This window comes from candidate division TA06 bacterium, assembly GCA_004376575.1.
Taxonomy (GTDB): domain Bacteria; phylum Hydrothermota; class DG-26; order E44-bin18; family E44-bin18; genus E44-bin18.
The window spans coordinates 1-14,229 of sequence record SOJN01000010.1 but is presented as its reverse complement, the minus strand read 5'-3'; the positions used below and the strand labels follow the sequence as shown (position 1 = coordinate 14,229).

The following is a 14,229-nucleotide window of genomic DNA, read 5'->3' as shown; positions in this document are numbered from 1 at the left end:
TCATCAGTGTATGGCCTCCTTCAGGCTTTCCAAGCCAACACACTCACAGCTCCTTGCCGCTGTCAAATTCGCCTGCCTGGCAGATTCAATCGGGTCACATCCTCGGTTGCGAGCGCATATGTAAGCTGCGGAGAAGACATCCCCGCATCCTGTTGTATCCTTCACGTCTACAGAAACACCTTCTATCCTGGTCTGAATTGAGCCCTCTGGAGTAGACCGTGTGATAAGAACACCGTCCTTCCCAAGAGTTATCAGACACACCTTCGGGCCTTCTGAGCATATCATTCTGGACACGTTCTCGACTGAGGTGCTGACCCCCGCAAAAAGTCTCGCCTCTTTTCTGTTCATCTGGATGATGTCAGCGCAAACAGCCCACTCTGTCCAGCCCTCAACAATCCTCTCAAACCTTGCCCCCTCACCATCAATGCCAAGAGTCAAGCTGTGGACGTCCATATAGATCGTTCCTTTGAAAATCTCTCTTAGATTCTTCAGAGTATCGAGCTCCATGTCAAAACCTGAGATGAAGTTGACCAGTACAAAATCAGAACTTGAACATGTTTTGAGCATATCAGAATCTATGGACGGAACACGGATTTCTAGAATCTCTTCTCTTGAGTCACCGCTCACATACCTGAGAAGGTTCTGGTTGCATCCGTTCTTCCACTCGACCAGCCCGGATGGGTCTATGTTTGAAAATCTTGTGAGAAGGGACATCAGCCCATCCGCACAGTCTGTCCCGTAGTATGCGACAGGGATAATCGTATCGTCGGGGCATAGAACTGCGAGAGCAACTGTGTTGTAAATGATACCGCCAAGAGATTCTGTTTTCGCACCCTCGAGGCTCACTATGGTATCGTTGTTTATTGTCCCTACAACTGAAATCTTCATCGCTGATACAGCTTCAGATGACGAGACCTTATCGGCGATATTGCCGCCGAAGGACACATCTCCTGGCAGCAGAAACATGAAACACAGCGCCTAAGGTCTATTACGGGAAATTTACTCTCCATTCCTATTGCTTTGACCGGGCAGTTCTCCGCACAGTCGCCGCAGGAAGTACATTTGGCAAGATTGATCCTTGGCCGGACCCAGAGTGCTCTGCCTACAACAGCTGCCAGAATGGGAGGAAGTTCACCACCGCGCGGAAGCTTGAACCTGTCAATTCTACATTCTGAAGGATCAGCTCCCACGAACTCCACCCTTTTCAATCCCTGAGGCCCAAGCCCCCTCGTTCTTGCGATACCCAGAGTTGGAATCCGCCGCTCACCAGCAGAAACGAGCGTGGCAATTCCTGCATCGAGCGCATAAGGGCTCAGGGATGCCAGTAACAGTCCTGAATCCCTCAGCCTTCCGGCGGCTGGACCGTTCCCGTCCATGGAGACGATGGCATCCATGATAGTAATGTGTGGAGTGACCAGCTGGCATATGTCAACGAGCATTTCACTGAAAGTCCGAACAGAGTGGAGATCTCGATGATAGCTCGCTTTTCTGAAACCGGGAACGCAGCCGAACATATTCTTTACTGCACCGGTCAAAGTGGTGATAATGTGAGTCTTCAGCCTGGGAAGATTGATCAGCACGTCGCAGTCAAGGACAGCATTACTTATGGGATACTCTCGGCCATTAATGTTTCTCATGTGTGCCCCGCAAGCTTCGAAGTTGACCAGTGGTGCCTCAGTCTTTTCTGCAACAGACTTCATGCCGGTCTTATCCCACACCTCCTCTGTTTTTCTCTCATAACCTCCGTGGCTATCGCCAACCTTCACAAGACAACCTTTATTCCTCGCGAAGTTGACTACAGCCTGAACCAATGAAGGGTGGGTGGTGATCCCTTGCTCAGGAGCAGTAGGGCTCAAGAGGTTGGGCTTTACAAGTACTCTTTTGCCTTCTGTAAGAACCGAGTCTATCTCCCCCAGGCCTTCAAGACACTGCGCCATGGCATCCGCCACTCGCTCGGGTTCGTAATCCTTACACTTTGCAAGAGAAACAACGGTACTCATGTCATGACTCAAGTGAAAATATCTTGCCTGGTGTTTGTCTTACAATACCCTTCAACTCGAGAGAGAGAAGAATGGCCAGAGTCTCATTCACAGGCATCTTCAGATCTTCTGCTATCTCATCCACGTGAACTGGACCATACTCAAGTCTCTCCATCACTTCTTTCTCATCGTCGGAGACAGACTCTTTTGCTGCCTGAATCGAGGGCCTTTTCGAAATTCCAATCTCTTCCAGAACATCGTCTGCGCAGGTGGTTAGTTTGGCACCTTCTCTTATTAGCCTGTTGGTCCCGGAAGACGTCTTTCTGTTTATGTCGCCGGGTACTGCAAACACTTCTCTCCCCTGGTCTGCAGCCCATTTGACTGTGGAAAGAGTCCCACTTTTGACAGCTGCTTCTACTACCACAAGCCCCAGAGAAAGCCCGCTCACAATTCTATTCCTCTTAGGGAAGTTCCCGGCCAGGGGTTGTGTGCCCAAAGGGAATTCAGTTACCAGAGCACCGGAGGATACGATCTTCTCCCTCAAGCCTCTATTGCCAGCAGGGTAGTTGATATCCAGACCACACCCCAGAACAGCCAATGTTCTGCCACCGGCTCGCAGAGCACCCCTGTGCGCCGCAGAATCAACTCCGGTGGCGAAGCCACTGATTATGGTCACACCTCTGCTGGCGAGCTCGAACGAAAGCCTCTCAGCAGTAGCTCTACCGTAAGCCGTAGCCCGTCGGGAGCCTACGATCGCAATGGCTAAAGAATCCTCTTCTTTCAGGCTACCCCGCACATAGAGCAACGGCGGCGCTTCATCAAGATCCTTGAGATTTCGAGGATAGTCCTGGTCAAGAAATGTGACCACCTGACCTCCGACCTTCCGAAGGAGGTCAACCTGCTTCTGTCCAAGTTCGATGTGTCTTGAGCCACTGAGCCGTGCTACCGTCTTATCATCCAAAATTCCCAAGGCGTTCAGGTCAGATCTTGATGCCTCTAACACTGCCCTTGCGGATTTGAACCTGGAGATGAGGGATTTCAGCCTGTTTCCCCCTATTCCCGGCACAAGTGAGAGACCTACCCAGTACTCAACCTCCTTCACCTTCCCACCTCACGAAAATCGAAAACGAAATAGGGCCACGCCATCGGAGAGGGCGTGAGGCATATTTCGTCCTGAGCGAAGTCCGAAGGACAGAGTCGAAGGATCTGCTTGTGCCAGATTGCTTCGTCGCTGACGCTTCTCCACCTCGTCCCGCATCTCTGGTCCTTCTCATTTAGATTGCTTCGTCGCCTTCGGGCTCCTCGCAATGACAGGGCGTGGATTGCACCTCGTCCTCTGTACTCTGTACTTCGTTCTTCGCAAGAAGCCTGGTTATAGTGGTCTTCAAGTCACTGACTCCTTCACCGGTTTTGAGTGATACTGTCTGGACCGCAGCCACCTTCTTGTTTTGAATCTCGGGTAATTGAGGTTCCTCTTTGAGAAGATCAGTTTTATTAATGACCAGAACCTGTAGCTTGTTGAGAAGCACTTGATCGAATGACGAAACCTCTCCAATCAGCAAATCATAGGCATCCCTGTACTTCTTACTCGAGATATCAATCAGAAAGAGGAGAAGTCTTGCTCTTCTCATGTGACCCATCCATCTTTGCCCGAACCCTTTTCCCCCGTGAGAATCCTCGACAATAGCGGGCAATTCCATCACTGTCACCTTGCGGCTCTCTTCGTCTATGAATGTCCCCAGAGCTGGGAGCCTGGTGGTGAAAGGATACTCTGCGATTTTGGGCTTGGCAGAGGATAGGCGAGACAGAAGAGTTGATTTACCTGCATTTGGAAGCCCTATTATGCAAACATCGACTGCCGGCAGATATTCAAGCCTCAGTCTGACGCGCCTCCCCTGGGTCCCCTTTTCCCTTTTTCTTGGAGTCCTATCAGTCGAGGTAGTAAAATGAAGGTTACCCCTGCCCCCTCTTCCTCCCCTTGCCACTAGCACTTCTTTTTCTTGTTCACCCATCTGGGCTATGAGCTTATCGCTCTCGTCATTGTAAACGTGTGTGCCCTCAGGAACGGCCAGTTTCAGTGGTTCACCATCTCTTCCATGCTTGTTGCCAGCGCCTCCAGGCTTGCCGTTCTCTGCTCGGACGGTGCTACCACCAGGTCTTATGTGAGATAGATCATCCGATGAGGTATCGACTGTCACTATCACGTCGCCACCCCTGCCACCGTCTCCCCCATCTGGACCGCCTTTTGGGATGTACTTCTCCCTTCTGAAGCTTACGCACCCGTCTCCACCTCTCCCCCCTACAACAGTTATCCTCACCCTGTCTCTGTACAAATGACTCTCCAGACGCCTGCTGTAATGTCAAAGTCTATTACCACACCCAAACTCACATGTCAACAGATACCACAGACACCAAATCTTCAGCAAAGAAGAAGATGATAGTCAGTGGTTCGGCGTAGGCACCTTGCACAAAAAGAGGCGCAGGCACCTTGCCTACGCCCCTATGTCTGCAAGTGGCATGAAAAACGCTAACGGAGAACCACCAACTTCTTTGTTATCGTCCTTTCGGCGGTGGACAGACTGTAGAAGTATACGCCGGAAGGAAGCGGCCCACCCTCATCCGTTCTGCCGTCCCAGCGGGCTACATGTGCACCTTCGCTTGCACTACCCTCGTAAAGAGACGCCACAACTCTACCAGAGATGTCGAACACCTTCAGCGACAGCTCACCTTTCCTGGTCATCACAAATCGAATGGAAGTATGAGTGTGAAAAGGATTCGGGACGTTCTGAAAGAGTGAAAGGGCTGTGGGCGGACTTACTGGCGTCATTTCCTCAAGAATCCCTGTCTTCTCACGGAAGATGCTGTCTGCCTCGTCTGAGTTTGTCAAGAGGTCGTTGTAGTCTTCGCCGCAAACAATGGCAAAACCCACGTAAGTGGAATCACCTGCTGCCAGGTCAAAAGGCCCAACAGAAACGAGAGTTGACCAGTTTTTCTCGGTTGAGGCTTCAGGGATGCCCATGATTCCCTTAAGCAACTGGAACTTGTAGGAGTCCGGCATGTAGCCCCATGGGTCTATGTACAGAGCATTTTCTATGAATGTCAGATTCTTCACTGGAATGGCACCGAGGGCTCTTATGCCCGCATATTCCGGCTCACTCGTATCGTACATATAGATCAAGTTCCTGTCGACATCCCTGCCACCCAGGTCGTCATCTGGATTGGACACTGTCATATCAAAGTCCATGAACTGACCTGCGTAGAGGTTCCCCAGATTAGCGGCGCCCGTATTCGTAAGCTTGTACATCATAATCACGAAGTCATCGTACGGGGGATCAGCCCATGCCCATGAGCGCTGCTCTACAGACAGCCCCTTGGGTGAAGGAGCACCTGCGTCTTCGTATCTGGCTTCCCCATCCTGGTCACTGAAAAGAGTTGCACCCAATCTCAACCAGCCCCCTGGCACCACTGTCTGCCAGTCTGCGTTGCCTGCAGAATAGTCTCTGTTCACCACATAGCTAGAGGCATTGCCAATCCATATAGAACCAATCTTCAGCAGGTTGCCGCCGCCAGCTTTGGGGAAGATGAGACCAGTGCCTTCCATAGAGATAGAATCCGTCTCAGTATGGCCGCAGGCGGCAATGCAGGTTACTGTGAAGACCATATTCCCTATATTATGGTCCGCCCACAGGACTGGTTGCACCCCAATTTGAACCTGAAAACTCCTGTCCCACTCGTATCCACCCGCAGCAGTAATGTGGGCGACAACTTGGGCAATATATCCTTCCGGCGTCAAGAGATCAGCTGAGAAAACGAAAGGATCAGCATCGTTCCTTCTATTCTCCCCCATCGGAATATCGGGATATGAAGCAGTTGAATCCTCGATGATAAGGAGGGTATCTTCCGTTCGCAGTACAACATTCACAGTTTCCGCATCCTGTCCACCATTGTTGTCTAGACTGATAAAAGCATCCACAGTCTCCCAAGGATCAAATATGCCGTCGCCATTTCCGGCTGCAGTATCATCATATACTATTGTTCGATACCTCACATTGGGCCTATCAGGCGGCCAGGTGGCATCAACTGCTTCCCATGCCTGAATCCGTCCTGCGCCGTAATCATTGTCTTTCCCGGGATCACCGAGGTCCAGAGCAGTCGTCTCAAGAATTTCATCTACTTCTGCAGGGCTGAGCAGTAGGTTCTTTTGAAGCATCAAGGCGACTGTTCCGGCAACGTGGGGAGTGGCCATGGAAGTCCCGCTCATGTACCTGTAGCCCGTGTTATTGTTGTGCCTCAGGGAGAGCACATCCTCACCCGGGGCAGACACGTCTGGACTTATGAGCCCAGGAGGATATATGTAGTCGTAGAAAGGATCAATGTTCCAGGCAACCGGTCCCTGGGAAGAAAAAGAGGCGTAGACATCGTCAATGGTAGTGGCCCCGATACTTATCACAGCACTCAGGCCGCCCTCGATCTGATCAGGGTTCCTCCACGGCGGCGGAACATCGCCCGGACACCGGAGATCGTTCGGAGGAGGAAACATTCCTCTCTCATTGCCCGCTGCGACAATCATGGGAACATCAGCCAGACCTACATTAGTACAGGCCGTTCTCCATGCGGCTCTCCTTGGATCCCAAGTATAGAACCAACCTAGAGACATGCTTATGAGATTGGCACCGTTGTCCGGGGAAAGCGGAGGACTGACAGCAAACTCCATGGCTGCCCAGACCTGGTTCTCAGCAGTCGAATCTGCCACAGTTCTCACACGCATGGCCATCACCTGTGCATCAGGCGCAACACCGGTGAGGGTATCTGCAGTGCCGTCACCCGCGATTGTGCCTGCACAGTGAGTGCCATGTCCAGCTGTATCCATGGGGTCGTCATCATCGGCAAGGAAGTCCCATCCATGATTTGGGTAGTTGGGGTCGGCCCACATGTGATCAGCCAGATCCACATGATTATAGTTCACACCTGTATCGATTATCCCGACGACTATCCCATCTCCGGTATAGCCATCAAGCCAGACGGCTGGAGCATTTATCTTCAGAACTCCCCACGCCGTGTCTGAAGCAGCAGTAAGCGTCGAGTGCATTGCAGGAAAGGGGTCGCCCTTGAGAAGACTGCTTTCTACATACCAGACCTCATCCATGAACAACAGGTCATCAATCAACTCAGGCACAACCTCTGCATGTATCGCATTCAAGACCCAGAACGGGGTTACCCTTTCTGCAAGTCCTTTGGCTGAGGCCAGTTCCAGGTAAGACAGGATAACTTCCTGCTGTTCGCTGGAGAATCTCTTAAGCTCTGAGACCACGGCCATCTTTCTAGTTTTGCGATCCATCCCCCTGGTCAAATTCGCCAGCATGCCCGGGTCTGCCTGCTCCCGAAGGACCACGTTGACCGGAATGAGCTCGTCCTCCTTGGCGAGGTTTACCATTTCCGCAAGGTCAGGTCCCATCACTCCGCGGGCGACCACATTCGGAGCGACCAAAAGTACCATCATGGTCGCCACAGCAAGTGTTCGCATCGTTCTCATCCTGTTTTTCCCCTTTCATATCTTCTCGAATCTTCGTTCACCAAGAATCTCAGAAGACCATGGTTTCCTGCTACCTTACCATTACCACTCTCTTGACAAAGTTCTCTCTGCCGCCAGCCATTCTGATGAAATAGGTGCCAGAGGATACCTCAACGCCCGCTTCGCTGGTCCCGTCCCAGGTTGCGGAATTGAGTCCACGACTCATTTCCCCGGAAAAGATGTTCTTCACCAGACGTCCGGCTACATCAAATACGTCAACCGACACAAAGCAGTCTCTTGCCACTCCGAACCGGACTGTGGTGCAGTCCCTGAACGGGTTGGGGACGTTCTGAGAGAGGAAGCTGACGGTGGGACTCGCTTTCCTGGCCGGATGCTTTTCTTCCACACCCACCTCAACTGAAAGAAGGAGTTTGCCATAGAAGCTCGGGTCATTCCAGTTGGCAGGATCAATACTCTGCACCCACCATCCACCTGTCTCACGTGAATCAGTCGTGGTATCGGTCACTACTATGAGCATTCCCACAGTATCGGCAGGACTGCAGTTGAGCTCTTCAGGAAGAGTCCCAAGAGGAATCGCAATCTCATACTGTTCATGACCTATTGGCATGGCCGTCGCCGCAGGGAAGTTCACCCCATTCATGTCTCCTGTAGAACCATCTGAGTACAGGGGCAGGTAGACAGCGAGATCCAGCAGAGATGTGTAAAAGAGTCCTATGCCACCTTCCCCATTGGTTCCCGGTGGTGGGAAGACGCCGTCGTTGTTGTCGTCAAAAAACAACCACATGTTGTCCCAGTCTGATCTAGTCGCGTCAAAGTAAGCGTCAATGGCAAAATAGACATAGTCATTGTCATTCTTCACGTGAAGCATGGCGCTTCCAGGCATGTTCAGCTCTTCATACTTGGCAAGGATATCCGATATGTCCTCCAGATTGGCATCTGACCATTCTGCAAAGTCGATTATCCCATCAATGGTCGGCGGGTTACTCGTGGGTGGTGAGGCGATTTCATACACCACCTTGAAAGAGTTGGTTTGCACCGCTTTTGCGTTGTTTCCATTTCTCTGATCAGTCGCCAGTATCGTTCTTATGGTCACGCCATATTGCACTCCGTGAGGTCCAACTTGCCAGGCACTAAAGACGATCTGTTCTGAATCGCCCGGGTCGAGGTTAAATATGGGTAGCGTATCAGCCCATATCGTCGTACCGGCTGAATCGATTATGCACGCGACCTCGAAACTTTCGGTGTTTTTCCCAACATTCTTGACTGTACCCACAGGGTTGATGAGCGCTTCCGCCTCGACTATTGGCCCTGGTTCGTCCACAGATTCTGTCGCTACGTCATGCGGAGCCAGAAGTCTCACAAAAGCACACATCATCAGATCGCCAGAAACACCATATGTCTGCCAGGTACCACCTATTCTTCCCCAGTTAAGATTGGGATAGTCCATAGCGACATCAACACCCATTCCTTCACAGGTAGGGTTGGAAGTAAGCTGATGATTGGCCACCCAGAAGTCCCCCGAAGTTATCTCCACATTCGGGTAGGCGGACACCCAGCTTGGTGGCGTATCATCGGCCAATACTGTATCGGCAAAAAGCTCCGTGCCGGGCTGACCGCCACTTTCGTCAAAGATTGAGATCTGAAACTCCTGATGCACGGCGTCAGGCCACGGGTAATACGGGTCGCCAAAGGAGAGGATGTAGACCCAGACAGATTCGATTACGGTCGGATAGTCGGGGGGTGTGTATCTTACACCCCACACGTTGTCCGCAGCAAGCCATGCATAAGCATTCACCATTACGCCATCGTCAATGCACAATTTCTCCGTAGTGACAGCTCTTGTTGTGAGAGAAATAGTGTCATTGGCGTTGTTCATGTCGCCGAGCAGCATGGTGTAAACTGTGACATCATAGGACAGACCTTCACCGGCCGGCACAAACCAGGGGTCGGAAAATACGACAGCGGTAACTTCTGACGGGTCGAGGTCAGATACATGCTCGAAGCACTGGTAGATTACCACTCCAGAGCTTTCAACCTCTGCTCCCACATCGAAGCTTTCCGGGTTCAGCCCGTAGTTGAGGATATTCGCCTCGATATCGATCACTCCTCCGGGGTCCACGTTGGCAATAGGAGTTATAATATTCAGAGGCTTTACATCATGCTCAAGCTTCTGGTATGCAAACCGTATTGCAAGGCTGTCGTGAACCTCATTTGCAAAAGGTGCACCATTACTGTAATACTCAAGGAAGTAGTTACTTGAACCATCGGCCCCCTGGATACCGATTGTGCTGGAGTTGGTGGGGGTGTTCATGTCTAGATACTGGAATAGAATCGTGCCGTCTGCATGAAGAATAACCTCGAAGCTGTAGGGGCCTCCTGTCCCGAAATGCAGGACATCGTAAAACTCTACGATGAACCTGGCATTTGCGCTGTCGTACCAGTACCAGATAGACCCCTCTATTCGAAGGTCTAGGTCATCCCAGAACAGGAAAAGGCCATCGGTGATATTCGAATCAGGCAGCGGAAGGTTCGTTGGGTACGAGTAACCGTAGTACGAAAAACTCAAGAAACCATTCGAACTGACATTGATCACATCGAAACTGCCTTCATAGAAGGGAAACCCAAATGGAGACATATTTATCACATCCATCGTGTCGTCGCCAGCAATCCCGGTGTTAGTTCCACTCCCGCCTTCCATAGCGGTAATGCCCACCCACTCAAAGGCCGGGCCTCCTGCTGTGTCTGAGTCTATCCACATATACCCATAGCCGTCCGGGCCCCCACTTCCAAGAGCAATACCAGGGCTTGACTCAAAGTCTAGCGTCGTCTTTACTGCAGGCCCGGCTGATACGGCAGCATCCAGTTTCCTGCCCGCTGCAGAAAGCGGTAATGCAAGGGCCAGGACCAGTGCTGCACAGAATATCAAAATCTTCTTCATCGCAACTCCTCCTTGTTCCATCGGTTATCAGCGAATGAGAACAAGCCTCCTTGTTGCCGTGAAGCCACCAGATATGAACCTGAGGAAGTATGTTCCGCCAGCAACTTTTGCTCCCGAATCGTCAGTCCCGGTCCACAAGAGCTTGTAGTTGCCAGGCGCCTGGTCATTATCAAGCAACGTGCGGACGACGCGACCCGCCGCATCATAGATTCGTACAGAAGCATGGGCGTTAGTTGCGAAGTCGGGGATCGCGTACTCAAAGACGGTCAAATCGCTAAACGGATTCGGGAAGTTCTGACCCAGGCGGTAGTTTACGATTCTGCGTCTCTGCGGCACAGCCTCTGTGACTCCAACACCATCACTGAGAACCAGATCGCCGTAGTATGCTGGTTCGTCCCACTGATTGGGTTCCACGCTCTGGAACCACCAGCCACCGTATTCGCCGCCATCCACCGTGCTGTCGGCCACAAAAATATGCAAGCCCACAGTGTCCAGCGGGCTGGCGTCAAGCCTTTCGTCAAGACTGCCAAACGGCACCGCAAGCTCGTATTGCTCGTGCCCCGCAGGAAGAGCAGTCCCTGCCTGGAAGTTCACTCCATAGGGGCTGCCTTGTGAACCATCAGAATGAAGTGAAGTGTAGCTAACAAAGTCAAGGAGCGAGGTATAGTAGAGGGTAAGCAACCCTTCTGAGTCGTCGCCAGGTGCGGGATACGCATCATCTCTATTGTCATCGAAGGCGATGCCAATCCTGTCAAAGTCGGTTCTGGTACTATCGAACTGCGCGTCAATGGCAAAGTAAACCTGGTTGAGATCGTTCATAACATATAAGATTGCGCTCCCAGGGAAGTTTATCTCGCCTTTCTTCTGGAAGACATCAGAGATGTCGTAGGCATTCGCATCAGCCCACTCGCCTGGTTCGATCAATCCATCAAATGTGGGCGTGACACCAGGAGGAGAATAGAGAATTGGCATCAACTGAAACGAGCTGGCAATAGAATAGAGTGTGTCATTTGAGAATCTGGGATCGGAGGTGAAGGTGGTGTACATTGTCACATCATAGTCGTTGAGCGGCGGGCCAGGAGTCCAGGAACTGAATGTGACCTGTGCAATACTGTCAGAGTCCAGACTGTCTACAGTCACCGTGTCAAGGTAAACCTGTTGTCCCGCAGAATCTATTCTGCAGGCCACCTGGAAGCCATAGGCTGTTAGCCTCCCCTGGTTCCCGACGGTTGCCATGGGATTAAGGGGAATTCCGGACTCTACAATACGGCCAGGTGAGTCTATCGACACAGGACCAACATCGTACAGTCCTCTGTACCTGACGTACGCGCAGATCATGAGATCCCCAGCTGGAGAATACTGCTGCCAGATGCCGCCTATTCTTCCCCAGTTTTGGGAGGCATAGTTGACCGAGGCATCAACACCCATTCCTTCGCAGGCGGGGTTGTCGTTTAGCTGATGATGCGTGGGCCAGAAGTCACCAGACGTGATTTCGACGTCGGGATAGGCCATCACCCAACTTGGCGGTATGTCATCGGCAAGCACTGTGTCCCCGAAAAGGACTGAACCAGGCTGGCCGCCTGCCTCGTCCCACACCTCAATGACGAAAGGCTGATGTGTGGGGTCCGGCCAGGGATAGTACGGATCTCCTCCAGAAAGAATGTAGACCTGCACAGAATCTACGTAAGCGGGATACTCACTCGGCGTATATCGAACAGCCCATATGTTGCCGCCGTCCCACCATGCGTGCGCATTCACCATCGTTCCATCATCAATGCACATCTTTTCTGTGAAAGTGGCAAAGGTTACTACTTCAGCCGTATCGTTCGCCGGAAGCATATCACCTACAAGGTCCGTAAAGACCCTCACCAAATATGTGTTTCCTTCCACAGGAGCATCCCACGTTACAGAAAAGGTGACCAATGCCGTATCCCCAGCGGCAAGGTCGGTTATGCTTTCTGAGTCCTGGTATATTTGAACACTGAGGCTTTCGACTTCGGCCCAGACTGTGAAGCTTTCCATGTTTTCACCCGAGTTTCTCACCCTTGCTTCAATGGTCACGGGCCCACCTGGCGTCACAATAGTTGAAGGCGTATGTATTTCTTCTGTTTTCACATCATGTTCAAATGGGGTTATGTTTATTTTCCAAATCCAGGAGCCGTAATGGTCCGTGTACCACAAGAAGGTCCCGTCATTTGTCAAGCCTTCTGGAGTATCTGCCATAGGATTTCCTGGGGGCGTGTGTTCGGATACAAGTATCGCTACTGCTCCTGAAATATCCAGCTCATTCACATCGTTATTCGGACCGTTGTCGTTCAGCCACATAGAATCCGTGGTCTGATTGTAGGTCATCCCCATGGGCCAGTTTATGACGCTTCCTATGTCAACTGTTCTCTGTGTGCTTCCCAGAGTGTCGACCTGATGCAAGATTCCTATGTTACTGCCACCTCTGGTGTCTGCAATCCACAAAAAGGTGCCATCATTGGCAAGACCCCTCGACCATATGTCGCCCGGAGACACAAAAGAGCTTATGGTCGAACCATTGGTCGGATCAATCTGATAAGTAGTTCCGGTGGTCTGCCATTCCTGCAACCACAATGAGCCATTCAGATAGGTCAGGCCAAGGACAAAGCTACCAACACTGGTGATCAATGTGTCGACAGCGGCTCCAGTAGCCGGATCGATCTTGTAAATACGAATCGGAGGTGTCTCATTAGTGGCCATCCAGAGATATGTCCCATCCCACGCGAGGCCCATGTGTAAGTCTCCAGGGGCAGGGATGGAGTCGACGACATCAAATACCTGAAGGATCGCTGGTCTCGTTCGGTGTCCTGCCGTCACATTGCCTGGTCTGGGATTAGCTCCCCCAGTAGAACCGTGCGTAAACGCCTTCGCGGCAAAATCGGCTGCGCAAACTCCGGCCCAAGCCAGCAGTAGAACCGCCGTGGCAGTATATACGAAGAGCTTTCTCATGCTCCTCCCTCCAGTTAGAAGTTTTGTATTATGTGCTTGGGGAAATCACACGTACAAATCTCAGGCAACCACCTCCCTCGGCGGAAAAGCCAGATTTCTGCTATTGTAGCACACTGCTTCGCTTCGTGTCAAAAAGAATCTCAGGTCGAGGCCGGACCTTACATTTTTTGCTCTTCTCCCAAAAAGTTGATGACAGGGAGGAGTTGGGGAACGTACGGAGAACCCTTGCCTGTGGCGCCGAGCAACCTTCCTCCGACGGAGTTTATGCTTGGCGAAGCCGAATGCGAAGGACAGGCGGTTACTCCTGAATGTGTGGAGTAGCGCCGCTTGCGGGGCGCTAGGTTAGCGCCCATTTCCAGGAAAACGGCCCAGGCATCACATGGAGGAAGAGAAAAGTCAGACGCAACATCAGAACAGATGCAGAAAAGAGTGCGGTAGACCAATCCCAATGGCAAACAAGGACATAGCACCCCATTGCCAAGCAGTACCGCCAACTAAATTGGAGAAGAGCCACATTCTTAGGCTGCACCTGGATCGCCATGTGGGTGGGCAGGCGTTTTGGAGATGGGGTGAGGCCACAAAAAGACTTGACACCTGGCGTTCGCAAATAATATAGTATTCCCTGCGCAGTTTCTATCGTAATGACGACGGGGTGGCGGAACTGGCAGATCCCGACTATGTCGGGACAGGCGTCCCACTCGCTCGAGGGGCTATTTGAAAAACATGAATACAAGTTGTCCTCTAAGTATGCCGGGGTGGCGGAACTGGCAGATCCCGACTATGTCGGGACAGGCGTCCCACTCGCT

7 protein-coding genes are annotated in these 14,229 nt (G+C 51.8%); all 7 read right to left on the bottom strand.

Translation table 11 applies throughout. The features are described 5' to 3' along the window. Positions 1–3 precede the first annotated feature (3 nt). The 7 genes from E3J62_00455 to E3J62_00425 all read right to left on the bottom strand — a co-directional run bounded on the left by E3J62_00455 (position 4) and on the right by E3J62_00425 (position 13,423). A complete protein-coding gene (locus tag E3J62_00455) occupies positions 4–966 on the bottom strand; it encodes a carbohydrate kinase family protein (GenBank protein TET47705.1) in 963 nt (320 codons plus the stop codon). Continuing rightward, on the bottom strand, positions 885–2,000 hold the full coding sequence (locus E3J62_00450) for a DUF362 domain-containing protein (protein TET47704.1): 1,116 nt from the start codon (positions 1,998–2,000) through the stop codon (positions 885–887). Before E3J62_00450 ends, E3J62_00455 begins: the two co-directional genes overlap by 82 nt. A 1-nt stretch (position 2,001) precedes the next feature. After that, complete coding sequence (gene dprA / locus E3J62_00445) at positions 2,002–3,081, bottom strand: DNA-protecting protein DprA (GenBank protein ID TET47703.1); 1,080 nt, start codon at positions 3,079–3,081, stop codon at positions 2,002–2,004. A gap of 172 nt (positions 3,082–3,253) precedes the next feature. After that, complete coding sequence (gene obgE / locus E3J62_00440; protein ID TET47702.1) at positions 3,254–4,324, bottom strand: GTPase ObgE; 1,071 nt, start codon at positions 4,322–4,324, stop codon at positions 3,254–3,256. Between the two features lie 182 nt (positions 4,325–4,506). Next, on the bottom strand, positions 4,507–7,512 hold the full coding sequence (locus tag E3J62_00435) for a T9SS type A sorting domain-containing protein (GenBank protein TET47701.1): 3,006 nt from the start codon (positions 7,510–7,512) through the stop codon (positions 4,507–4,509). A gap of 70 nt (positions 7,513–7,582) precedes the next feature. Beyond that, positions 7,583–10,471: a hypothetical protein gene (locus E3J62_00430; GenBank protein ID TET47700.1), complete on the bottom strand. Its 2,889-nt coding sequence runs from the start codon at positions 10,469–10,471 to the stop codon at positions 7,583–7,585. A gap of 6 nt (positions 10,472–10,477) precedes the next feature. Further along, positions 10,478–13,423: a T9SS type A sorting domain-containing protein gene (locus E3J62_00425; GenBank protein TET47699.1), complete on the bottom strand. Its 2,946-nt coding sequence runs from the start codon at positions 13,421–13,423 to the stop codon at positions 10,478–10,480. Positions 13,424–14,229: the final 806 nt, after the last annotated feature.

Excerpts from the sequence above, each read along its gene's own strand:
- E3J62_00455 (TET47705.1), bottom strand. The coding sequence starts at position 966 with ATGTTTCTGCTGCCAGGAGATGTGTCCTTCGGCGGCAATATCGCCGAT.
- E3J62_00450 (TET47704.1), bottom strand. The coding sequence starts at position 2,000 with ATGAGTACCGTTGTTTCTCTTGCAAAGTGTAAGGATTACGAACCCGAG.
- E3J62_00435 (TET47701.1), bottom strand. The coding sequence starts at position 7,512 with ATGAGAACGATGCGAACACTTGCTGTGGCGACCATGATGGTACTTTTG.
- E3J62_00430 (TET47700.1), bottom strand. The coding sequence starts at position 10,471 with ATGGAACAAGGAGGAGTTGCGATGAAGAAGATTTTGATATTCTGTGCA.
- E3J62_00425 (TET47699.1), bottom strand. The coding sequence starts at position 13,423 with ATGAGAAAGCTCTTCGTATATACTGCCACGGCGGTTCTACTGCTGGCT.